At 42.1% G+C, this 25,223-nt stretch carries 13 protein-coding genes and 1 other annotated feature; of the genes, 8 read left to right on the forward strand and 5 right to left on the reverse strand.

Annotation, left to right across the window (positions count from 1 at the left end):
- Window position 1 precedes the first annotated feature (1 nt).
- Window positions 2–958, reverse strand: a complete 957-nt coding sequence (thrB, locus tag CZ809_RS15605; RefSeq protein ID WP_080158494.1) for a homoserine kinase — start codon at window positions 956–958, stop codon at window positions 2–4.
- A 1-nt stretch (window position 959) separates the two neighbouring features.
- On the reverse strand, window positions 960–3,419 hold the full coding sequence (gene thrA / locus CZ809_RS15610; protein WP_080158495.1) for a bifunctional aspartate kinase/homoserine dehydrogenase I: 2,460 nt from the start codon (window positions 3,417–3,419) through the stop codon (window positions 960–962).
- A 75-nt stretch (window positions 3,420–3,494) separates the two neighbouring features.
- Window positions 3,495–3,612, reverse strand: a sequence feature (Thr leader region).
- Window positions 3,613–3,848: 236 nt separating this feature from the next.
- Here thrA and aceK point away from each other — a divergent pair.
- Window positions 3,849–5,576, forward strand: coding sequence for a bifunctional isocitrate dehydrogenase kinase/phosphatase (gene aceK / locus CZ809_RS15615; RefSeq protein ID WP_080158496.1), 1,728 nt, complete (start codon window positions 3,849–3,851; stop codon window positions 5,574–5,576).
- Window positions 5,577–5,730: 154 nt separating this feature from the next.
- The gene (locus tag CZ809_RS15620) at window positions 5,731–6,207 is read left to right on the forward strand and encodes a hypothetical protein (RefSeq protein WP_080158497.1); all 477 of its coding nucleotides are present in this window, start codon (window positions 5,731–5,733) and stop codon (window positions 6,205–6,207) included.
- On the opposite strand, the gene CZ809_RS15625 is transcribed toward CZ809_RS15620, so the two are convergent.
- Window positions 6,190–6,693, reverse strand: a complete 504-nt coding sequence (locus CZ809_RS15625) for a putative 4-hydroxy-4-methyl-2-oxoglutarate aldolase (RefSeq protein ID WP_080158498.1) — start codon at window positions 6,691–6,693, stop codon at window positions 6,190–6,192. The genes CZ809_RS15620 and CZ809_RS15625 overlap by 18 nt on opposite strands.
- A 607-nt stretch (window positions 6,694–7,300) precedes the next feature.
- Between CZ809_RS15625 and arcA the strand changes: the two genes are divergently transcribed.
- Window positions 7,301–8,020 (forward strand): two-component system response regulator ArcA, encoded by a 720-nt coding sequence (arcA, locus tag CZ809_RS15630; protein ID WP_036796042.1) that lies wholly within the window; start codon window positions 7,301–7,303, stop codon window positions 8,018–8,020.
- A 62-nt stretch (window positions 8,021–8,082) separates the two neighbouring features.
- Here the strand turns inward: arcA and arcB are convergent, their stop codons facing one another.
- Together arcB and mnmL are read right to left on the reverse strand one after the other, a co-directional pair.
- The gene (arcB, locus tag CZ809_RS15635; protein ID WP_080158499.1) at window positions 8,083–10,437 is read right to left on the reverse strand and encodes an aerobic respiration two-component sensor histidine kinase ArcB; all 2,355 of its coding nucleotides are present in this window, start codon (window positions 10,435–10,437) and stop codon (window positions 8,083–8,085) included.
- Window positions 10,438–10,579: 142 nt separating this feature from the next.
- A complete protein-coding gene (mnmL, locus tag CZ809_RS15640; protein WP_080158500.1) occupies window positions 10,580–11,527 on the reverse strand; it encodes a tRNA modification radical SAM protein MnmL/YtqA in 948 nt (315 codons plus the stop codon).
- A gap of 520 nt (window positions 11,528–12,047) precedes the next feature.
- Between mnmL and gltB (CZ809_RS15645) the strand changes: the two genes are divergently transcribed.
- The 5 genes from gltB (CZ809_RS15645) (at window position 12,048) to mtnN (ending at window position 25,212) form a co-directional block, all read left to right on the forward strand.
- Complete coding sequence (gene gltB, locus CZ809_RS15645; RefSeq protein ID WP_080158501.1) at window positions 12,048–16,595, forward strand: glutamate synthase large subunit; 4,548 nt, start codon at window positions 12,048–12,050, stop codon at window positions 16,593–16,595.
- On the forward strand, window positions 16,588–18,054 hold the full coding sequence (locus CZ809_RS15650; protein WP_080158502.1) for a glutamate synthase subunit beta: 1,467 nt from the start codon (window positions 16,588–16,590) through the stop codon (window positions 18,052–18,054). Before gltB (CZ809_RS15645) ends, CZ809_RS15650 begins: the two co-directional genes overlap by 8 nt.
- A gap of 398 nt (window positions 18,055–18,452) precedes the next feature.
- Window positions 18,453–22,916: a glutamate synthase large subunit gene (gltB, locus tag CZ809_RS15655; protein ID WP_080158503.1), complete on the forward strand. Its 4,464-nt coding sequence runs from the start codon at window positions 18,453–18,455 to the stop codon at window positions 22,914–22,916.
- 14 nt (window positions 22,917–22,930) lie between these two features.
- On the forward strand, window positions 22,931–24,340 hold the full coding sequence (locus CZ809_RS15660) for a glutamate synthase small subunit GltD family protein (protein ID WP_080158504.1): 1,410 nt from the start codon (window positions 22,931–22,933) through the stop codon (window positions 24,338–24,340).
- A 173-nt stretch (window positions 24,341–24,513) separates the two neighbouring features.
- Window positions 24,514–25,212 carry a 5'-methylthioadenosine/S-adenosylhomocysteine nucleosidase gene (mtnN, locus tag CZ809_RS15665; protein WP_080158505.1) on the forward strand — a complete coding sequence of 233 codons (699 nt, stop codon included), beginning with the start codon at window positions 24,514–24,516 and terminating at the stop codon, window positions 25,210–25,212.
- Window positions 25,213–25,223: the final 11 nt, after the last annotated feature.

The following is a 25,223-nucleotide window of genomic DNA, read 5'->3' on the forward strand; positions in this document are numbered from 1 at the left end:
GTTATAACTCACTCCCTGTAACTTTTGCACCTTGTTTATCCAGCTGACAAACATGCACAAATCCTTGATCATTTTGAACATAATTATCGGCTAGCCAATTAGCTAACCGCTGTGCAACCTCAAGCTTGGTACAGATACTAAACATCGTTGGTCCAGAACCTGAAATACCACTCGCAATCGCCCCCGCTTCTAACGCATATTGTCGAGCTTGATGAAAACGTGGTAATAATTTTTCACGATAAGGCTCAGCCACAACATCATGGATCATTTTAGCGGCTAACAAAGGTTGTCGTGAGTGGCAAGCATGAATAAACCCGCCCAAATAACGTCCATGAGCAATCACATCCTGACGTCGATATTGAGCGGGTAAAATGGCACGCGCTTCAGCTGTTGGCACTTTAATACCAGGATATGCCATAACCCAATACCAATCATCAAAACAAGGCACCGCTTGACTAATAATCCCCATTTCTTGGACCATAAATTGCAATCCACCTAAGAAGCAAGGCGCAACATTATCGTAATGGGTACTCCCTGAAACCTCCCCTTCCATTTCCCCCATTAACGTCAATAATTCATTACTGGTTAATGGTTGCTGATGGAATTGGTTTAGCGCCTCAAGCGCGGCCACAATAGAACACGCACTTGAACCTAAACCAGAACCAATTGGCATATTCTTTTCTAATGTGACAGCCACAGGCAATAATGGAATACCTTTATGATCCAATTCACGTGCAAACACTTGCCAACAACGATACACAATATTGTCTTGTGCTTGCGGCGGTAACTTATCCACAAAAGCGCCGACACATTGCAGGCTAAATGCCGATGTTCCTGCCGCGACTTCAACTCGATCTCCTAATAAAGAACCATCAATAGGAGAAACCGCAGCACCTAACACATCAAAACCGACACTGACATTGCCAATCGAGGCTGGCGCATAAACAACGACACTCATGTTATATACCTCGCTTCCAACCTAAGGTACGCATTAGATCGGCAAAGACACCTGCCGCAGTCACTTCCGTACCGGCACCATAACCACGTAAGACGAGAGGAATCGGTTGGTAGTAACGGCTATAAAACGCCAATGCATTTTCACCGTCTTTGATTTTAAACATCGGATCATCAGGGTTTACGGCAACAATCTTAACGTTACACTTACCATGATCAATCTCACCCACATAACGTAATACTTTGTCTTCTTTTGCTGCGGTCGCAGCCAGCTCAGAGAAATAGACATCGGCTTGAGGCAAACGAGCCATAAAGTCATCAACAGAACCCGAAGCATCAAAACCTGGCGGTAATGCTTGTTCTACCACCACATCTTCAAGTTCTAATTCTAACCCAGCTTCACGAGCCAAAATCAGTAACTTACGCGCAACATCCATACCAGAGAGATCATCTCGAGCATCAGGCTCAGTAAAGCCATTATTACGTGCAACTGTGGTCGCTTCACTGAAACTCATGCCATCATCTAACTTACCGAAGATGTAAGATAAAGAGCCAGATAAGATACCCGAGAAACGTACTAATTCATCACCTGCAGCCAGCAAGTTTTGTAAATTTTCAATCACAGGTAAGCCAGCACCAACAGTGGTGTCATACATGAATTTACGATGACCAACTCGCGCAGCTTGGCGTAATTGTTGGTAATACGCCATGCTAGCAGTATTGGCTTTCTTATTAGGGGTAATAACGTGGAAACCTGCCGCAAGATAATCGGTATATTGCTCGGCAATAGTTTGATCTGACGTACAATCAACAATCACGGGGTTGATAATATGGTTATGACGGACTAACTCAACCATACGTTGTAATTGCAATGGTTCATTAACCGCCCCCATCAGATCACGCCAGCTATCTAGCATAAAGCCATTACTGTTAAGCAGTAACCCTTTACTGTTCGCCATGCCACAGACACGGATCACAATCCCTTTTTGCGCTAATTTTTGTTGCTGACGGTGAATTTGATCAATTAATTCACCACCAACGCCACCAACACCAACAACAAACACATCTAACGTATGTTGGCTATTAAATAAATTCTCATGACACGCTTTAACCGCTTCTGATACTTTATTTTGAGGAATAACCGCAGAGATAGCACGTTCAGATGACCCTTGTGCAATCGCTACAATGTTGACATCGACTTCCGCTAACGCCGTAAAGAAACGCGATGCAACACCATGTGAGGTTCGCATACCGTCACCAACCAACGTCACAATTGATAAATCATCACTAAACTCAACTGGCTCTAATAAACCTTCTTTTAATTCAAGCTCAAAGCTAGCAATTAATGCTTTTCTAGCTACCGTCTTATCCTGAGTTTCAATACAAAAACTAATGCTGTATTCAGATGAAGATTGCGTGATCAACACCACCGAGACGCCGGCGGTTGACATCGCACCAAAGACACGCGCAGCCATACCAACCATGCCTTTCATTCCCGGACCGGAAACGTTAACCATGGTCAAATCTTTTAAGGTTGTAATACCTTTAATATCAAGCTTATCTTCACCCGTATCTTGACCAATAAGCGTGCCAGCCCCTTGTGGATTAAAACTGTTTTTAATTAAACATGGGATTTGAAATTGCGCAATCGGAGCAATGGTTTTGGGATGCAATACTGATGCCCCAAAATAAGATAACTCCATCGCTTCTTGATAACTTAATGATTTAAGCAGGCGAGCATCTGGTACTAAACGTGGATCACAACTATAAACCCCATCAACATCTGTCCAAATTTCACAACAATCCGCGCGCAAACAAGCAGCTAAAACGGCGGCTGAATAATCAGAACCATTACGGCCTAAAGTGACTAATTCACCTTGAGCGTTACCGGCAGTAAAACCTGGCATGATACAAACGTGCTCTGCGGGTAATGGATTATTTTGGAAGTGCTGTGTTGATACCTCGATATCAACATGAGCTTCAAGATAGTCACCTTCGGCATGGAGATACTGCACGGGATCAATCAAACTTGCCGCCTGACCTTTGGCTTCCAATAGCAACTTCATGGTTACAATTGATAGCCGCTCACCTTTACTGATCACTTTGGCATACACATTATCTGGGCATAATCCTAATAACCGAATACCGTGAACATACTGTTGTAGTTGTTCAATCGTGGTGGCTAATTTGCTCTCTAATGTCTGATGATCTAACTTTGGTTCACGTGCTTTTAAACCATGAAAAAGATCATTAAATACCGTTTCTAATGTTGCTATTTGCTGAGCTGCAGCACCGGTTGTTACCGCACTCTCAATCACCGCAACTAAATTGTTGGTAACCTTACCTGGCGCTGATAACACCACCGCAACTTCGCCTTGCTTGGCATTGCTGGCAATAATATCTGCCGCTCTTAAAAATCGTTCTGCATCTGCTAGTGACGATCCGCCAAATTTAAATACTCGCATTCCCTACTCCCGAGTGACTATCCTGAACTATTTATCTCTCGATAAATATTACTCAACACTGATGAATTTAAATTTAAAAAAAAAGCCCGCAGCTCTTAATGAGTTGCGGGCTTATTGTAATTTTGCGCATATCAGCCCGCATCAACACCTGTAGTGTTAATGGTAATAATCATGGTGGTGGTGATAACGATACGGGGTACATTTGTCATAATTGTCATTTCTGTTTACACGCTGTTACCTTACGATTACATGGAATGTAATATAGAGTCAATAAAGTTTTTACAATTATTACAGAATACATACGTCGTACACATCTGCAATACGACGCACTTCACCGCTCAAAAAAACAACAATAATATTTGCAGTCAGCTACAGAGCATTGCATAGTAAATAGCAAAGAATAAAATTGTCATCATTAAGGATAAACTGATGAGTGCAGCCATGGAGTCACTGATAGCACATACTATTTTACAAGGCTCAGATGCCATGTTTGGCCGCTTTCTTGACGTCACTGCCGAGGCGCAACAACGATTTGAACACCAGCAATGGACGCTAGTGCACCAAGCATTAAAAACCCGTATTAGTTTTTATGATCATCATGTGGAATTAGTTACCAATCAGATTCAGATCATGCTTGGAGGACAATACGCAAATCAAATATGTCTGACTGCCGTGAAACAGGCTTATCAGAATTTATTGGTTGATTATCCACGTTATGATATTGCCGAAAGTTTTTTTAATTCGGTGTATTGCCGTATTTTCAAGCATCGTAATATCAACCGCGATAATATCTTTGTTCATAGCTCACAACAACACCGTATACCTACCTATCCCAGCTCATTAACCCGTCATTATCGAGTTCAAACAACCGTTGCGGTAATGATTGAAAGAATGCTTGATGATCAGCCTTTTACGCTTGATTGGAATGATAAACAACGTGATATTCAATTGCTGGTTACCCACTTAGAAGCTGAGTTAGGTGAGCGGCTTGATCAACACCTAACCTTAGAACAAATTCGTGAGCCTTTTTACCGTAATAAAGCCGCTTATCTGGTCGGTAAACTGACTTTTTCAAATGGTGAATCACGGCCTTTAGTACTGCCAATACTCAATCATAATGGTCAATTGTTATTAGATGCGGGTATCTGTAACGTCAATGATGTTAGCGTTATCTTTGGTTTTGCTCGTTCTTATTTCATGGTTTATAGCCCAGCCCCCGCAGCCTTAGTGCGCTTTTTAGCTCAACTGTTACCCAATAAAAATTTGGCTGAGCTTTATACTGCCATTGGGTGCCAAAAACATGGGAAAACAGAATTTTATCGCCAATTCTTAGATCATTTAGCACACTCTGACGACCAATTTATTATCGCTCCTGGAATAAAAGGCATGGTAATGTCTGTGTTTACATTACCGTCTTATGATTTTGTTTTTAAAATAATTAAAGATAAATTCGCTCCACAAAAAGACATTAGCCCTCACGTTGTTAAACAAAAATATCAATTAGTCAAAGAACATGATCGTGTCGGTAGAATGGCCGATACACAAGAATATCGTCATTTTAGCTTTCCACGTCACCGATTCAGCGATGAACTCATTCAAGAGCTACTCACTATCGCCCCTTCTATCGTGACCCTCACCGATGATGAGATCATAATTGAACACCTGTATATGGAACGGCGAATGATTCCATTTAATATTTATATTGAAACAGCAAATGATGCTGACTTACGCCACGCCGTTAATGAATATGGAAATGCGATTAAACAACTCGCCGCCGCTAATATTTTCCCTGGAGATATGTTATTTAAAAATTTTGGCGTAACGCGTCATAAGCGAGTGGTGTTTTATGACTATGATGAAATTACTTATATGAGTGAAATGAATTTTAGAAAGATTCCGGCAGCGCGTTACCCCGAAGATGAAATGGCCGCCGAACCTTGGTATAGCGTTGGGATTAATGATGTTTTTCCAGAAGAGTTTCGAACCTTTTTACTGATCAATCCTAAAGTAAAAAATTTGTTTAATGAATTACATCAAGATCTGTTTGAAGCCAGTTATTGGCAGCACTTGCAGAACAATATTAATCAAGAACTATATCCTGATGTTTTTCCTTATCATGCCCGTCATCGGCTACATATTCAAATATCCAAAAAATAACCGTCGTCAGTGAGTGTAATAACGGAGAGATTACGACTAAGTTGTGGCGATGATCATGAATACGCCACTTGATGAGTATTTATCACTTATAACACTTACTCTCTTCGTAATATGGCCTACTATTTAAAATAATGTCGGTGTGATAGGAGTGAGCATGATCAAATATTATATAAGTATTGTGGGAGTACTTATTTTTTTAGCCATGCCCGTCACAGCACAAGCGGCAACATCGATAGACACCAACCTAACTTATAATGGGGGTAAAAAACTCACATCAGGATGGTTTTTATCGTCACAATCACGTCAGCAACGTTTTGATATATGGCAGATAGACAGTGGCTACGCTTATTCAGTAACGGATAACACTCAGCTTTATGTTAGCACCCATCTAACCACCAGTACCGATCGTCAACCCGCAACAAGTGGATTAACCTCTGGTGTTAAATATTCTGTATCACCACGAATAAGTATTAATAGTGCCATTACATCAGACACCATTAATAACCAAACCTCATTAGGATTAGAGCTGAGTAGCCAATACGACGTCTCACAAAAAGTAAATGTACGGGCTACGGTTGATTATGCTGAGCTTGAAAAAATAATTGAGCTCGGCTTAGGATTCAGTTTTTAATGCACTCACATCTAACGCAGTACTACTCAAAATAATGCCATTTAAATCTGCATAAATATAATCATTAGGATAAATTAGCGTATCCGCAATACTGAGCACGACATTATGTTCTCCCATCTGCCGTTTATCCGTTTTAATAGGGCATGCCGCTAACGCTTTCACACCTAATGACAATTGTGCCAAGGTTGCAACATCTCGAATCGCACCATGAACAATAATCCCTTGCCAATTATTTTCTATCGCTAATAATGCCAGCTGATCTCCCAGCAATGCACGTCGACAACTGCCATGGCCATCAATAAATAGCACCTTACCTCGGCCATCGGTTGATAATAAATTACGCACTAAACTGTTATCCTCAAAACAGCGTAGGGTCACTATTTGCCCCCAAAACGGGGTATGACAGCCATAATCACGTAACATTAACGGCAAAAAACGAATATCTTGCGCATAGCAATCACATAAATCTGGTAATAAATCCTTCATTAGCCTTTTCCTATCACTATTAAATAAACAAAACAGGCAAAATTGACCGTATTTCGTAACAATGACCACAATATTAATTTATGAGATCTTTTTTACTAAAATCCATCAACCTTAATGAGTGCCAACCCTAACTGATACTGTTACAATATTTAGAGAAAGATGAACTATATGTTGTATTTTTTATTATCATTAAGATTAAATATTAGTCAATGGTATTGGGTTTTGTATATTATGATTACTATCATGACACTTTTTATCTACCCCGATATAAAAGTTAACTAAACTCGAAATATAACAAATGTTCTTCTCGCTGATTGATATAAATCAACAAACATATAAATAATCGACATCAAATAAGCTCTCCACATTGTTAGCGAGCTGTTAAGTGAATACAATTGTCGCATTATCAGGGAGATTGTAGCCAGCACCCCAAGCTTTATGGGGGATTTCAACATCTAATGCATGTTGAATGAAAGGATGGTGTACCACATAGGTTGTAACAATAAAGTGTTTATTTAAACATTTTGCCTATATGTGAATTTTTTTTATAGAATTTAACTATTCTGTGATTAACCAGATTTAGTTTCTGATATTAGGTACCGCCAAAATGCAAACCCCTCACATTCTGATTGTAGAAGACGAGCACGTAACACGTAACACCCTGAAAAGTATTTTTGAAGCAGAGGGTTATACTGTATTCGAAGCAAATGACGGCGCAGAAATGCACCAGATGCTTTCTGAAAACCCTGTGCATCTAGTTATCATGGATATTAATCTTCCAGGAAAGAACGGCCTTCTACTTGCTCGTGAACTTCGCGAACAAGGTGATATGGCACTGATGTTCTTAACCGGTCGTGATAACGAAGTTGATAAAATTTTAGGCCTTGAAATTGGTGCTGATGATTACATCACAAAACCTTTCAACCCACGTGAATTAACTATTCGTGCTCGTAACCTATTAACTCGTGCGATGAACCAAGGTCTTCCAACTGAAGATAAAAAATTGGTTGAGCGTTACGAGTTTAATGGTTGGTCATTGGAAATTAACAGCCGTTCTTTAGTAAGCCCAAGTGGCGAGCAATTTAAATTACCACGTTCTGAGTTCCGTGCTCTACTGCACTTCTGTGAGAACCCAGGTAAGATTCAAACACGTGCTGATTTATTAAAGAAAATGACTGGTCGCGAACTTAAGCCACATGATCGTACTGTTGATGTAACGATTCGTCGCATTCGTAAGCACTTTGAATCAGTTGCAGATACACCAGAGATCATCGCAACTATTCACGGTGAAGGTTACCGTTTTTGTGGTGATCTAGGCGAAGAGTAATCTCTTTTCCAAACCAGTAATGAAATAAAAAGGCACCTTCTAGGTGCCTTTTTTATTATTAATTACTGCTGCTTTAGCCATGTTTTCAATACATTTATATCATCTTGATAGCTGTATTTAATTTCATCCACCCAGTCATTAATATTTTCCCACCACGCAGGTAACTCAGGTGATTGCGCCATCTGCGCCACTTGCTGAATATGTTTAAGACCTATAGAGCCCGCAGCACCTTTGATCTTGTGTGCTTCAAATTTAATACCATCTTGATCTTTTGCGGTCATATTTGAATCTAAGATAGCCAAATAGTCAGGCATCATTTTTTCAAACATCGCAATACTGGTATATACCGGCTCGGTACCGACGATTTCAACGTATGAGGTTAGCATCTCTAAATCTAATAACGTATCTATCATATTAGTTTGAGCAGTATTACTACTATCAAGGCTATCGTCATTCTCATCTATTTCATGGCTACAACTTAAAACAAGATTTTCAATAACATGAGTAATCGCTTTAACACTTAACGGTTTATTAAGTACCTCATCCATACCTTTTGCTAGATACTCAGTTTTATCATTAACAACGTTAGCCGTTAATGCGACTAACGCAGGCAAATCTTGATATTGTTGACGTAACTTTTGTGCAATATCAAATCCTGTCATATCAGGTAGTTGAATATCCAATAGCACTAAATCATAATCTTCAGGCTTAAACATTGCTAATGCTTGATCACCACGCATTGCTACCGTCACCTCATGCCCTAGCCGTTCAAGTAATGATTTCGCCACCACAATATTCAGCTCAATATCTTCTACCATGAAAATACTTAACCCTGTCATTTCAGGGCGTACTTCATTAACCACATGTTCTTCTACTACGGTTTCAATTAATGGCACTTTAATCTTAACGGTAAAAGTACTGCCCGCACCCAGTTCAGAATCAACGTAAATATCCCCGCCCATTAATTGAATTAATTGCCGTGACACCGCTAACCCAATTCCTGTTCCAACCGCATGTAAATTATCATCCCCTTGTTGAACTTGATAATACATCGCAAAAATATTATCTATTTCGGCTTTTGGAATACCAATGCCACTGTCTTCAACTTCAAAAATAATATTGGCGTCGTGCTCATGAATTTCACTACTTACAGACAACACCACTCCACCTTGTTTAGTAAATTTAGTGGCGTTACCAATTAAATTCCACAGCACTTGCCGCAAGCGTGTACTGTCTACTTTTATATTTTTAGGTAATTGAGTAAGGCACTCTAAATCAAATCGTAGTCCTTTTTGTTCTGCCATTAATTGTGAGATGTTACCAATCTCATCAATAAACTCATAAAAGTCTAATGGTTGTGGTAGTAGCTCTAGACGTCGACGATCTGATTTATCTAAATCGATAATGTCATTAAAAATATTACCCAGAGTGATCGCACTAACATGTACCGTTCTTAAATAACCACGTTGTTCATCTGTAAGTTTAGTTTCTAATAACATTCGGCTTAATCCGACAATGCCATTAAGTGGGGTGCGTAATTCATGGCTGATAGTCGAAATAAATGCGGTTTTATCACTGCTGGCTTTTTCTTGAGCATTCTCATATTTTTTACGTTCAGTAATATCACGCCCAAACCCCATCAAGCCTAAACGTTTTCCATTACGATCATAAAGAGGCACTTTGCGTAATTCAAATAACGCTTTTCTACCATTAGGATAATCCAACCACTGCTCGTCAGTCATGGCAGTATTATCATCAAACAATTCTTGGTCAGTTTTAAGAATACGTTTAGCAACTTCAGCAGGGTAAACATCCCATGGTGTTAATCCCACTAATTCTTTTTCACTTTTGCCGACCAATTCAGCCATAGCACGATTACAGCCTGAGAACTGATTTTGCTCATTGCGGTAGTAAATTAAATCGGGCGATGCATCTAAAAACGATTTCAATAATGCACTTTTTTCAGCCACTGCTAATTGGGCATTTTCACGTTGATAGACTTCATTTTCTAAGTCTTGCATTGCCTCTTCACGCGCTTCTTCTGCTTTTTCACGCTCTTCAATTTCAGAGTTTAACTGTGAGATATTCGCCTGTAATTGTTGGTTTAACTCCATGTCACGTGCGCGCATTTGCTCTAACTTGGTGACTAATTGCGATAATCGTTGACGAGAATCTTCTAATTGATCAACCACCACCGATAAAAAATACACCGCCCAAGGGGTAATAAATAAACCAAAGGTAACGGAACGTATAATTTCGACTTCACGCATAGTGCCTTGCAGCAATAGCGTCACACTAATTTGTACCACTAATGCTAATGCCACTAACGCTGCAGCTAATAATAAACTAAAACGGAAAATGCCAAGCTTAACGAGAAGATCAACATAAAACTGGGCTAAAATTTTGACTTGTTTCATCAATGAATACCAATAGAAAAACAACCTCGCCACCATGGCGAATACTACTATTTATAATAATCGCTCTCGCCACTAGCACCTAAACGAAAGCTGTAAAGTTTTATTGTGGCGCACAAAAAAGCCTACTTAACGTAGGCTCCATTTAAACATTATTATGTAATGCTGGTAATTGATAAACAAAAGGATCATCGATAGCGCTCCCTTGAGCACCTTGTTTATCAAGAATACGTCCAATATCAGTCATGGCTAGCCAGCGATTCTCACACCACATCGGTGCCAGTAATGTTGGTCGACGAGCACTTGCAGCAACGCGATGATAAACCACTTTTGCAGGCGTTAGACGAATCATCTCGCTAGCAATATCAGTATAATGTTCAAGACTAATCGGCTGCAATCGACCCGCTTTAAAAGCTTGTCCCATCTTACTGCCTTCCACGATATGCAACGGATGTAATTTAATCCCATCAACACCAACCGCCACGACTTTGTTTAGGGTCATCAAATTATCGACCTTAGTATCTCCGGGTAGCCCAACAATTAAATGGGTGCACACTTTAATACCAAGCGCACGAGCACGTTGAGTAATCGCTGCATAACAAGCAAAATCATGACCACGGTTAATACGCTTAAGGGTTTTATCATTTGCGGTTTGTAAACCCAACTCAAGCCAAATCTCATAGCCTTGTTCTACATAGCCAGCCAGTAACTCTAACACCGAATCAGGCACACAATCAGGACGAGTACCCACACATAGACCTACAATATCAGCCGATATTAATGCCTGTTCATACATCTTTTTCAAACTTTGAACTTCAGCATAGGTACTGGTATAAGCCTGAAAGTACGCAAAATAACGCTTCGCGCGATGCACCTCACCAGCACGTGCCGTAAGTTGTTGTTGAATAGGTACGAACTGATTTTTTTCGTCAGCAAATGACGCAACATTACAAAATGTGCAGCCACCGCGGCCAATAGTACCGTCACGGTTAGGGCAACTAAAACCACCGTGTAACGTCAGTTTATGAACTTTTTCACCATAACGATGTTGAAGGTCTTGCCCGAAAGTATTGACGAGTTGATGCAATTGCATGGTATTACCTAGCGTTTAAAACAATGAATAATCTACGTCAACGCAGACCAAGAAACAAAAGAGCCGCAACATATCATCAATCACCATGATGTAAATTGTGCTAAAACAAAAAAGCACCGCTCTATGTCGGTTCTTTGTTACTTTTGACCGACTTATTTACGCCACATAATAAGCAGTTTAAATGCTTAATTTATGCGTTAATTATGTTAATTTTTATTGGTAATTAATGTATCAAAATTGTAGGATGGTTACACTTGTGTGCAATTTATAAACAAAAAAAACACTAAAATCATGCTGTTTTAGTGTGGTTTATATGGCTATTTTGGCAAGAATAACGTGTTTTGTTATTCATAATCGTAATACAACAGAATTAAGTTTGTGAATGATGCGGTGTCATCACTACAAACACACATCAAGGATGCAGGACAGGAGTCCATCTCAATGCAAATTGATTGTGTAAATAAATTAGGGATAACCAAGCCTTAGGAATATGGCTTGATGTAACTGAAAGGATGTATCTATGACAGCTCAAGAGCTTAACAGTCAGGGACTTTATGTGCCTGAATTAGAGCACGATGCCTGTGGTATCGGCTTTGTTGCCCACCTTAAAAACCGTAAATCTCACCAGATCGTCACTCAAGCTCTCGATATGCTCGCGCGTATGGAGCACCGTGGTGGTCAAGGCTGTGATCCTAGCAGTGGCGATGGTGCTGGCATCTTATTGCAAAAACCCCATGAATTTTTATTAGAAGAAACGGTTAAGCTGGGAATTAAATTACCTGCTTTTGCACAATATGGTGTAGGCGTAGTGTTATTTCCCAAAGACGAACATAAACGTCAACAATGTCGTGATATTCTTGAGCGCAATGCTAAACGTCTCGATCTGGAAATTATTGGTTATCGAGTACTTCCGGTCGATAATTCAATGATCGGTGAGGATCCACTCAGCACGGAACCTCAATTTGAACATGTTTTTATTACCGGTGGTGCTAATTTAGATCCCGCCGTATTAGAACGTAAGCTTTACGTATTACGTAATTACACTGTACGTGTATGTTTAGAAAGCGTATCCAATATTGGTGATGACTTCTACATCAACTCACTGTCATATAAAACCTTAGTCTATAAAGGCCAGTTAACGACAGCCCAAGTACCGCAATACTTCCTTGATTTACACAATCCAGCAATGGTCACCGCCTTAGCGTTAGTGCATTCCCGTTTTTCAACTAACACTTTTCCTCGCTGGCGATTAGCGCAACCTTTCCGTTATATTGCCCACAACGGTGAAATCAATACCGTGCGCGGCAATCTTAACTGGATGAAGGCCCGTGAAGCCATTCTTGAATCTGATTTATTCAGCCACCAAGAAATTAGTATGCTACTGCCAATTTGTCAGGAAGGTAGTTCAGATTCATCCAATTTTGATATGGCGCTTGAGTTATTAGTGCTTTCAGGGCGAAGTTTACCGCATGCTCTAATGATGTTAATCCCTGAAGCATGGCAAGAAAACACCAGCATGGATCCTAAGCGGCGCGCTTTTTATCAGTATCACGCCAATATTATGGAGCCGTGGGATGGCCCTGCATCTGTCTGTTTTACTGACGGTGTACAAGTCGGTGCTACATTAGATCGCAACGGGTTACGACCATCACGCTATACCGTCACTAAAGATGATTTTCTGATCATGGCATCAGAATCAGGGGTAGTAAAAATTGCCCCCGAAAATGTGCAGTTCCGTGGCCGCTTACAACCTGGGCGTATCTTCGTTGCCGATCTTGAACAAGGTCGTATTATTTCAGATGAAGAAGTTAAAGATAGCATCGCGACCTCACAGCCATATGAGCAATGGATCAAAGATAATTTACTAACACTAAAAACACTACCTGATGCTGACAACATGTACCACCAGCCAACCCCTGAGCGGTTACTGCATCATCAACAAGCCTTTGGTGTTAGCTCTGAAGAAGTCAACGATATTATTGTGCCACTCGCTAATGCTGGTTATGAACCATTAGGCGCGATGGGTGCTGATTGGCCATTAGCGGTGCTATCCCACCAATCACAACATTTATCTAATTACTTTAAGCAGTTATTTGCGCAAGTAACCAATCCACCGATTGATCCTATTCGTGAACGAATGGTGATGTCACTTAATACCTATCTTGGTAAAGATCAGAATTTACTGACGGAAACCTCTGAGCATTGTCATAAAGTTGAGCTCGAATCACCGGTATTATCTAATGCTGAGTTAGAAAAAATTCGCGCCATCGATAATGAACACCTGCAATCTAAAACCTTGGATATCGTGTTCAGAGCCAGCGGCGAACAAGGCAAACTTGATCGTGCATTAAAACGTATCTGTCAATACTCTGAAGATGCGGTGGTTGATGGTTACTCAATTATTATTTTAACCGACCGCGCAGTTAACTCTAACCATGCAGCCATCCCCGCGATGTTAGCTGTGGGTGCGGTTCACCATCACCTAATCCGCAAAGGCTTACGTGCTAAATGTGACATTGTAGTTGAAACGGGTGATGCCCGTGAAACCCACCATTTTGCGACCCTTATTGGTTATGGTGCTAATGCCATTAACCCTTATTTGGTCACGGAAACACTGGTCGATTTACAACATAAACGAAAACTTGACCCAGAACTGCCAACTGATACGTTATTTGATAACTACCGTAAAGGGGTTAACGGGGGACTGCTAAAAATCTTCTCTAAAATGGGAATTTCAACGCTGCAGTCTTACCATGGCGCGCAAATTTTTGAAGCCCTGGGTATTAGCAAATCAGTGGTTGATAAATACTTCACCGGTACTGTTACCCGTATTCAAGGATTAACAATTGATGATATTGCCCAAGAAGTCTTAGTACGTCACCGTGTTGGTTATCCAACCCGTGAAATTCCAGTACAAATCCTTGATGTAGGCGGTGTCTATCAGTGGAAACAACGCGGTGAAAAACACCTGTTTAATCCTGAAACGATTTCATTATTGCAACAATCAACCCGCAACAAAGATTATGACCAATTTAAGTTGTATGCCAAAGCTGTTGATGAACAAGGTGACAATGCTGCGACATTGCGTAGCCAGCTAGATTTTGTCAACAATCCAGCCGCTTCAATTACACTGGATGAGGTTGAGTCACTTGATAATATTCTTAAACGCTTTGCAACGGGAGCCATGAGCTTTGGTTCGATATCTTATGAAGCGCACTCAACCTTAGCGGTCGCAATGAACCGCATTGGCGCGAAATCTAACTCAGGCGAAGGCGGTGAAGATCCGATTCGATTTGATAAAAAAGACAATGGTGATTGGGAGCGTTCAGCGATTAAGCAAGTAGCGTCTGGTCGTTTTGGAGTGACCTCATACTACCTCACCAATGCCGCTGAACTGCAAATTAAAATGGCACAGGGTGCAAAACCGGGTGAAGGCGGACAACTGCCGGGCGATAAAGTCGATGATTGGATTGGTGCAACCCGTCACTCAACCCCTGGGGTCGGCCTTATTTCACCACCACCTCACCACGATATTTACTCAATCGAAGATTTAGCTCAGCTAATCTATGATTTGAAAAATGCTAACCGTGACGGTCGTGTTAACGTCAAGTTGGTTTCAGAAGCTGGTGTTGGAACCATTGCTTCAGGCGTAGCCAAAGCCAAAGCTGATGTAGTGTTAATTGCAGGCTTTGACGGTGGTACCGGTGCATCCCCTATTTCATCGATTCGTCACACGGGTTTACCATGGGAACTTGGCTTAGCTGAAACCCATCAAACACTGCTTAAAAATGGTTTACGTAACCGAATAGTGGTGCAGTCTGATGGGCAAATGAAAACGCCGCGTGACCTTGCCATTGCGACTTTACTCGGTGCTGAAGAATGGGGCGTAGCAACCGCAGCACTCGTGGTTGAAGGTTGTATCATGATGCGTAAGTGTCATAAAAACACCTGCCCAGTGGGGATTGCGACTCAAAATAAAACCTTACGTGAGCGTTTTGATGGCCGCGTCGAAGATGTAGTAACCTTCTTCCAATACATGGCTCAAGGCTTACGTGAAGTAATGGCTGAACTCGGTTTCCGCACCATTGATGAAATGGTTGGCCAAGCGCAGAAGCTTAAATTGCGTGATGATATCGGCCACTGGAAATACAAAAACCTCGATCTTAGTCCGGTACTGCACATTCAACCGCCACGAGCTGAAGATGGTATTTATAACCAACGCCAGCAAGATCATGGTTTAGAAAACGTACTTGATAGAACCTTGATTCGATTAGCACAACCGGCACTGACTACAGGTGAAGCGGTTACCGCACAACTGCCGATCATCAATACCGATCGTAGTGTTGGCACTATGCTGTCTAATGAAATATCAAAAGTCTATAAAGACCACGGTTTACCACTGCCGATGACGGTCAAATTTAACGGCTCTGCGGGGCAAAGTTTTGGAGCTTTCCTTGCTAAAGGGGTTCACTTTACCGTCGAAGGCGATGCCAATGATTATTGGGGTAAAGGCCTTTCTGGCGGTACACTCGTTCTCTACCCTGATCGTCAATCCGATATTATTGCTGAAGATAATATTGTGGTTGGTAACGTGTGTTTCTACGGTGCAACCTCTGGCGAATCTTATATTCGTGGCCTTGCAGGTGAACGTTTCTGTGTTCGAAACTCAGGCGCGAAAGTGGTCGTCGAAGGCATTGGCGATCATGGCTGTGAATACATGACCGGTGGTGTTGCCGTTATTTTAGGTCAAACAGGCCGTAACTTTGCTGCGGGCATGAGTGGCGGTGTCGCTTATGTATGGGATCAATTTGGTGATTTTGAAACCAAACTCAACGCTGAACTGGTTGATATTGATCCAATCGAAGCTGACGATAAAGCTGTTTTACTTGAGATGTTAGCTAAACATATTGAATTCACCGGTAGTACGGTTGCAGAACTGTTCTTATCTAATCTTGAGGCTAACCTCAAGCAGATGATAAAAGTCATGCCAAGGGATTACAAAGCCGTATTACAACAGCGTCAAGCTGCCGCTCACAACAAGGAAACGTTGGAGGCCATCAATGGGTAAGCCTACGGGATTTTTAGAATTTGGCCGTGAACTGCCAAGTAAGTTAGATCCAAGTGTTCGTATTCAGAATAATAAAGAATTTGTCCTTAACGATGAATTTGGTGACAAAATTCAAGAACAATCATCACGTTGTATGGATTGTGGCGTACCTTTTTGCCATAACGCATGCCCGATTGGTAATATTATTCCTGAATTTAATGATGCGGTTTATCGCGATAGCTGGGAAGAAGCATGGAACATTTTAAGTTCAACCAACAACTTCCCTGAATTTACGGGACGTGTCTGCCCAGCCCCTTGTGAAAGTGGTTGTGTGCTTGGCATAAATCAAGATCCAATCACCATCTGTAATATTGAAAAAACCATTGTTGAAACCGCTTATCGTAACGGTTATGCCAAACCTAAAACGCCACGTTCACGTACAGGAAAAACCATTGCTATTATCGGTTCGGGTCCTGCGGGGTTATCCGCCGCAGAACAACTTAACAGTGCAGGTCATACTGTGACCGTGTTTGAGCGCGATGAAAAAGTGGGAGGCTTACTGCGATTTGGGATTCCTGACTTTAAACTTGGGATGGATATTATTGATCGTAAAATTGACCTGATGGCGCAAGCTGGTGTGAAATTTGAAGTCAATGCTCATATTGGGGTCGATATTAACGCCCAACAGTTACGCCAAGAATTTGATGTTATTTTGCTAACTGGTGGTTCAACTGTCCCGCGTAATTTACCTATTCCGGGGCGTGAGCTTAATGGCGTCCATTTTGCGATGGACTTTTTAGCCCAAAATAACCGCCGTGCAAACGATATGGATCTCAAGACAGCTGAAGTACATGCACAAAACAAGCATGTCGTTGTCATTGGTGGTGGCGATACTGGTTCAGATTGTGTCGGTACTTCCAACCGCCATGGCGCGGCAAGTATCACTCAAGTCGAAATCATGCCATTACCACCAGAGCAACGCCCAGCCAATCAACCGTGGCCGTCATACCCAATGATCATGAAAACCTCGACCTCACATGAAGAAGGCTGTGATCGCTATTGGAATATTCTGACCAAAGAATTTATTGATGATGGTAACGGTAATGTCAAAGGGCTACGGATCGCTGATATTGCATGGCAAGACGCCAAACCTGGTGAAAGACCGAACTTTGAAGAGATAGCCGGAACCGAACGCATCATAGCCTGTGATATGGCATTTTTAGCGATGGGGTTTTTACACCCAGAGCCAACAGGCGTATTAGCACAGTTGGATATTAAACTTGATGATCACGGTAATGTTGCCACTCAGAATTTCGCTACCAGTCAAACTGGCGTATTTGCCGCAGGTGATATGCGAACCGGACAATCATTAGTAGTGCGATGCATCAATGAAGGTCGAGAATCAGCTCGTGTGATTGATAGCTACTTAATGGGTAACTCCCATCTTGAAGCGAAAGCGAATTCATTGATGCTTTCGTAAACTTATTATTGTTTGATTCAACTAAAAAATTTAAAGCCAGCGCATTAACGCTGGCTTTTTATTGGTTACAGCTCAGAAGATTATCTCCTTATACAATTTTATAACATATCATCACACCACCCACCAAGATTAATGCTTTTTTAATCTAAAAATACAATTATTAACCCTTAATTATTACTCAAAAAAACTTACAGCTGTAATGAATATAACTTTATTTCAGATAGTTAAGATTAATAAAAACCAGTTAATAGTTATAAATGTCATTTGTTAGCAATATTTGACCTTTTTGTAAATTATCGTTAGTTTGAAATATCGTAGGAGGCAAAATGAGTAATCAAGATTGATTTTCATTTTGCAGTAAAACTGTTTACAGCAAACAGGAGCAAGGGAGAATTGCAATGTCACTGTATAACCCATCACTAGAAAAAGATAACTGTGGCTTCGGTCTTATCGCCCACATTGAAGGCGAAACTAGCCATAAACTTGTTCGTACCGCAATATCTGCCCTCGATCGTATGACTCACCGAGGAGGAATTGCCGCGGATGGAAAAACTGGCGATGGCTGTGGCTTATTAATTAAAAAGCCTGATAATTTTTATCGTATTATTGCCGCAGAAAAGCAGTGGAATCTATCGCGTGAATTTGCGGTAGGAATGATATTCCTCAGTCAAGATCCTATCCTTGCTCAACATGCACGTGAAATTATCAACGAAGAGTTGATCACCGAAACCTTATCCATTGCGGGTTGGCGTGAAGTACCGATTAACTCAACTGTCCTCGGGCCAATAGCACAACAATCATTGCCAACCATTGAACAAGTGTTTATCAATGCCCCTGCGGGATGGAAACCACGGGACATTGAACGTCGGCTTTATATTGCTCGGCGTCGAATTGAAAAACGTATTACCGATGATAAAGAGTTCTATATTTGTAGCCTCTCAACCCAAGTCACGGTCTACAAAGGGTTATTTATGCCCGCTGATCTGCCTAAATTTTATCAAGATTTAGGCGATATTCGATTAGAGTCCTCGATCTGCTTATTCCACCAGCGTTTCTCAACCAATACTCAACCGCGATGGCCATTAGCACAACCATTCCGTTACTTAGCCCATAATGGTGAAATTAATACCATTACCGGTAACCGCCAATGGGCACGTGCGCGCGCTTATAAATTTAGCTCGCCATTGCTGCCCGATTTAAAAACAGCGGCGCCATTTGTTAATGAAACCGGATCTGATTCATCAAGCCTTGATAATATGCTGGAGCTGTTTTTAGCCGGCGGGATGGATCTCTTCCGTGCGATGCGAATGCTCGTGCCACCAGCATGGCAAAACCACCCAGATATGGATCCCGCATTACGTGCTTTTTATGATTTTAACTCCAAGCATATGGAACCATGGGATGGCCCTGCAGGTATTGTAATGTCAGATGGTCGTTACGCGGCGTGTAACCTTGATCGTAATGGCCTTCGCCCTGCGCGTTATGTGATCACCAAAGATAAACTGATCACCATCGCTTCTGAAGTCGGCATTTGGGATTACACCCCAGATGAAGTGGCAGAAAAAGGCCGCGTTGGCCCCGGTGAACTATTGGTTATCGATACTAAATTTGCCAAAATCTGGCATTCACAAGATATTGATAACGAACTGATGAGCCGCCATCCGTATAAGCAATGGATGGATACTCATGTTCAACATTTAGTGCCCATTGAGCAGTTAGATGATAGCCATATAAGCCAACGTAGTTTGGATGATAATCAGCTTAATACTCACCACAAACAATTTAATGTCAGCCGAGAAGAGCTCGATCAAGTGCTGCGAGTTATTGGTGAAAATGGTCAAGAAGCCACAGGCTCAATGGGTGATGATGCACCAATGGCAGTATTGTCGTCACAGCAGCGTCCTATCACCGACTATTTCCGTCAAATGTTTGCGCAAGTCACTAACCCACCGATCGATCCTTTACGTGAAAAGCATGTAATGTCGCTTGCGAGCTGTATTGGTCGTGAAATTAATGTGTTCTGTGAAACCGACAGTCATGCTCAACGAGTGGCATTTAAGTCACCAGTGTTGCTGTATTCTGATTTAAAACAATTACTAGAACTCGATCAGCAATACTACGCCAGCAATCAGCTCGATATTAATTTTGATCCACAACAAACCGATCTTGAGCAAGCGATTATTAGCTTATGTGATAAAGCGCAGCAGTTAGTTGAACAAGGGGCGGTACTGATTGTGTTATCCGATCGCAGCATCAGCAAAGAGACTCTGCCGATTCCAGCCGCAATGGCGGTAGGTGCCGTTCAACGCCGATTAGTCGATAACAATTTACGTTGTGATACCAATATTGTGGTTGAAACCGCTACCGCACGCGATCCGCATCAATTTGCGGTGTTGTTTGGTTTTGGTGCTACGGCGGTTTACCCCTACCTTGCCTATGAATCATTGGCAAAAATGGTCGATAGCAATGTCATTAACAAGCCTTATCGCGAGGTGATGATCAACTACCGTAATGGTATCGATAAAGGCCTGTTTAAGATCATGTCCAAAATGGGTATCTCAACCATTTCCTCTTACCGTTGTTCAATGTTATTTGAAGCGATTGGCTTAGGTGATGACATTATTGAGTTGTGTTTCAAAGGGGTTTCAAGCCGTATTGCTGGCGCTGATTTTAGTGATATTCAACAAGATCTGCACAACCTTGCGCGTACAGCATGGCTAAAACGCAAACCGATTGATCACGGAGGCTTACTTAAATATGTTCACGGTGGCGAGTTCCACGCTTATAACCCGGATGTCGTTTCAACTTTACAAAAAGCGGTTAAATCTGGCGATTATCAAGATTATCTCGCTTTTGCAGAGCAAGTAAATCATCGCCCTGTAGCCGCTATTCGTGACTTATTGGCCTTAACGGATAACCACAATCCAATTGCGATTGAGAACGTAGAAGCCGCAACGGAATTGTATAAGCGCTTTGACTCAGCAGCGATGTCGATTGGCGCCCTAAGCCCAGAGGCACACGAAGCATTAGCAATTGCAATGAACAGGTTAGGCGGTTGTTCTAACTCAGGTGAAGGTGGTGAAGATCCACGTCGTTTTGGTACTGAGCGTAACTCACGTATTAAGCAAGTGGCGTCTGGTCGCTTTGGCGTCACTCCGCATTATTTAGTCAATGCCGATGTGATCCAAATTAAAGTCGCGCAAGGGGCAAAACCCGGTGAAGGCGGTCAACTTCCGGGGCATAAAGTTACCACTGAAATTGCCAAGTTACGCTTTGCCGTACCTGGCGTGACCTTAATTTCCCCACCTCCACATCACGATATTTATTCGATTGAAGATCTGGCGCAACTAATTTTCGATCTCAAGCAGGTCAATCCCAAAGCGTTGGTGTCTGTCAAACTGGTATCAGAACCCGGCGTTGGCACTATCGCGACAGGTGTTGCCAAAGCTTATGCCGATTTAATCACGATCTCAGGTTATGACGGTGGCACGGGCGCAAGTCCACTGACGTCAGTCAAATATGCAGGTAGCCCGTGGGAGCTGGGTCTGGCTGAAACCCAACAAGCATTAGTCACTAACGGTTTACGACATAAGATCCGTCTGCAAGTGGATGGCGGCTTAAAAACAGGGCTAGATGTGGTTAAAGCAACGATTTTAGGCGCAGAAAGCTTTGGTTTTGGTACCGCGCCAATGGTCGCGCTTGGGTGTAAATACCTGCGTATTTGTCACCTCAATAACTGTGCCACGGGTGTGGCGACTCAAGATGAAAAACTACGTCGAGATTTCTTTAAAGGCTTGCCAGAACAGGTAATGAATTACTTTATTGGTGTTGGTGAAGAAGTACGGCAATTATTAGCCCAACTTGGAATCAAACAATTAACCGATTTAATCGGTCGCACTGATTTATTGCAACAACTGGATGGTTTTACCGCTAAACAATCAAAACTGGATTTAAGTCCACTATTGGTCGCACCGACACCACAAGCAGGTAAAACCTTATATTGTAGTGAAGCCAATACCCCATTTGATGATGCGCAGTTAAGCCAACAATTATTGGATCATACGCTAAGTGCAATAGAAACGCGCAGCGGCGGTAATTATCACTTCCCAATTTGTAATACAGATCGATCAATTGGCGCGCGCTTATCCGGTGAAATCGCTCATCGCTATGGTAATCAAGGCATGGCATCAGCACCGATTACACTCAATTTTGTCGGTACTGCAGGGCAATCTTTTGGCGTTTGGAATGCTGGCGGTGTAAACCTTAATTTAACCGGTGACGCTAACGACTACGTTGGTAAAGGTATGGCCGGAGGCAAAATAGCTATTCGTCCGCCACTTGGCTCGTCATTTAAATCCAATGATGCCACCATTATTGGCAACACTTGCCTATATGGCGCTACAGGTGGCAAATTATTTGCAGCAGGTAAAGCAGGAGAACGTTTTGCGGTCCGTAACTCAGGGACGATAGCGGTAGTAGAAGGGGCTGGTGATAACGCTTGTGAATATATGACTGGCGGAATTATCGCTATTTTAGGTAAGACTGGCGTCAATTTCGGCGCCGGAATGACGGGTGGCTTTGCGTATATCTTAGATGAAGATGGTGATTTTGCAGGACGCGTAAACCCTGAGTTAATTGAAGCAGTCGCACTTGATCAACTCAAAATCCATCAAGAACATTTACGCGGATTAATTGATCGTCACCTGCAAGAAACAGGCTCAACTCGTGCGCATGAAATTTTGGCTAACTTTGACCAATGGATTCCAAAATTCTACCTTGCAAAGCCAAAGTCAGCGGATATCAATACGCTGTTAGGTCATCAAAGTCGTTCAGAATCTGAACTACGTCTTCAGGCACAATAAGGGAGGGAAACCAAATGAGCCAGAATGTTTACCAATTTATTGATGTCGAGCGTATCGACCCACCTAAAAAAGCGATTCAAATTCGAAAAATCGAGTTTGTCGAAATTTATGAGCCCTTTACCGAGCAGCAAGCGGGAGCACAAGCAGACCGTTGCCTCGATTGTGGTAACCCTTATTGTGAGTGGAAATGTCCCGTACATAACTACATTCCACAATGGTTAAAGCTTGCTAATGAAGGCCGAATTATTGAAGCGGTAGAGTTATCACATCAAACCAATACCCTGCCAGAAGTCTGCGGTCGCGTTTGTCCTCAAGATCGCTTATGTGAAGGGGCATGTACCCTTAATGACGATTTTGGTGCAGTCACAATTGGTAATGTTGAAAAATACATTACTGATAAAGCGTTTGAAATGGGGTGGAAACCCGATATGTCAGGCGTTGAACTAACAGATAAAAAAGTCGCCATCATTGGTGCAGGTCCTGCAGGATTATCATGTGCTGATGTTCTAGTACGTAACGGCGTAAAACCAGTGGTATTTGATCGCTACCCTGAAATTGGCGGCTTACTGACGTTTGGTATTCCTTCGTTCAAATTAGAAAAAGATATTATGGTCAATCGCCGTCGTGTCTTTACTGAAATGGGGGTTGATTTCCAACTTAATACTGAAGTCGGTAAAGATATCAGCATTGACACCCTACTCGCTGATTATGATGCGGTTTTCTTAGGGGTCGGCACCTATAAAAATATGCGTGCTGGACTTGAAAATGAAGATGCTAATGGTGTTTACGACGCACTGCCATTCTTAGTCTCTAATACTTATAGAGTAATGGAACTTAACCAATCACAGCCTTTTATTGATATGCAAGGCAAGCGAGTTGTCGTCCTTGGTGGTGGTGATACCGCAATGGATTGTGTCCGTACCTCAATTCGCCAAGGCGCTAATAACGTTATCTGCGCTTACCGCCGTGACGAAGCCAATATGCCAGGCTCCAAACGTGAAGTGAAAAATGCACGAGAGGAAGGGGTTAAGTTTATGTTTAACCTGCAACCATTAGGCATTGAGGTCGATAGTTCAGGTAACGTGGTTGGCGTTAAAGTCGTAAAAACCGCCTTAGGTGACGCTGATGCTGCGGGTCGTCGACGCCCTGAACCCGTTGCCGACAGTGAACATGTCTTAGCGGCTGATGCGGTGATTATGGCATTTGGTTTTCAACCACACGCCATGCCTTGGCTCTCGCCTTATGATGTCGAGCTCGATCAATGGGGCCGAATTAAAGCCGCTAACACTGAGTTTGCTTTCCAAACTACCAACCCTAAAATCTTTGCTGGCGGTGACGCGGTACGTGGTTCTGATTTGGTGGTCACCGCCATTGATGAAGGCCGAAAAGCCGCTGATGGTATTCTCGATTATTTAAATCTATAACCAACCGCCCCATAAATACGCGTAATTAACCCCACAGTTGTATTTACAACGGTGGGGTCTTTTTGTGATTAGCCGAGTTTTGGCGAGAGTTTTGGAATAATGATTATGGCTCATGCTACAATCTTAGCCATATCAGCACGGCAAGTGCACCCCATCAAAAAGAGATACCATTCATGAAAATCGGCATTATTGGCGCGATGGAACAAGAAGTTGCCATCCTTAAAGATCAACTTACTGACTGTGAAATCCATAATACAGCAGGTTGTACTATCTACACTGGCAAACTTAACGGTGCAGATGTGGCATTACTGCAATCAGGTATTGGTAAAGTATCTGCAGCAATAGGTACGGCTGTTTTACTTGACACCTTTAAGCCTGATGTAGTGATTAATACTGGTTCTGCTGGCGGTTTCGAATCAAGCTTGAACGTGGGTGACGTAGTTATTTCAACAGAAGTACGTTACCACGATGCTGATGTAACTGCATTTGGTTACGAAATTGGTCAAATGGCACAACAACCTGCCGCTTTCCTGTCTGATGAAAAATTAATGTCTGTTGCAGAACAAGCACTAGCAGCATTGCCACAACCACCACACGCGGTTCGTGGTTTAATTTGTACTGGCGATGCTTTTGTATGTTCAGCTGACAAGCAAAACTTTATTCGTACTCATTTCCCAACTGTAGTTGCAGTTGAAATGGAAGCCGCTGCCATTGCGCAAGCTTGTCACCAATTTAAGGTGCCATTTGTGGTTGTACGCGCAATTTCTGATGTTGCCGACAAAGAATCACCAATGAGCTTTGATGAGTTCCTGCCACTTGCAGCACAGAGTTCTTCCGTAATGGTCGCTAAAATGGTTGAATTGTTAAACTAATAACATCAATG

It is taken from the genome of Photobacterium piscicola, assembly GCF_900166965.1.
Classification (GTDB): Bacteria; Pseudomonadota; Gammaproteobacteria; order Enterobacterales; family Vibrionaceae; genus Photobacterium; species Photobacterium piscicola.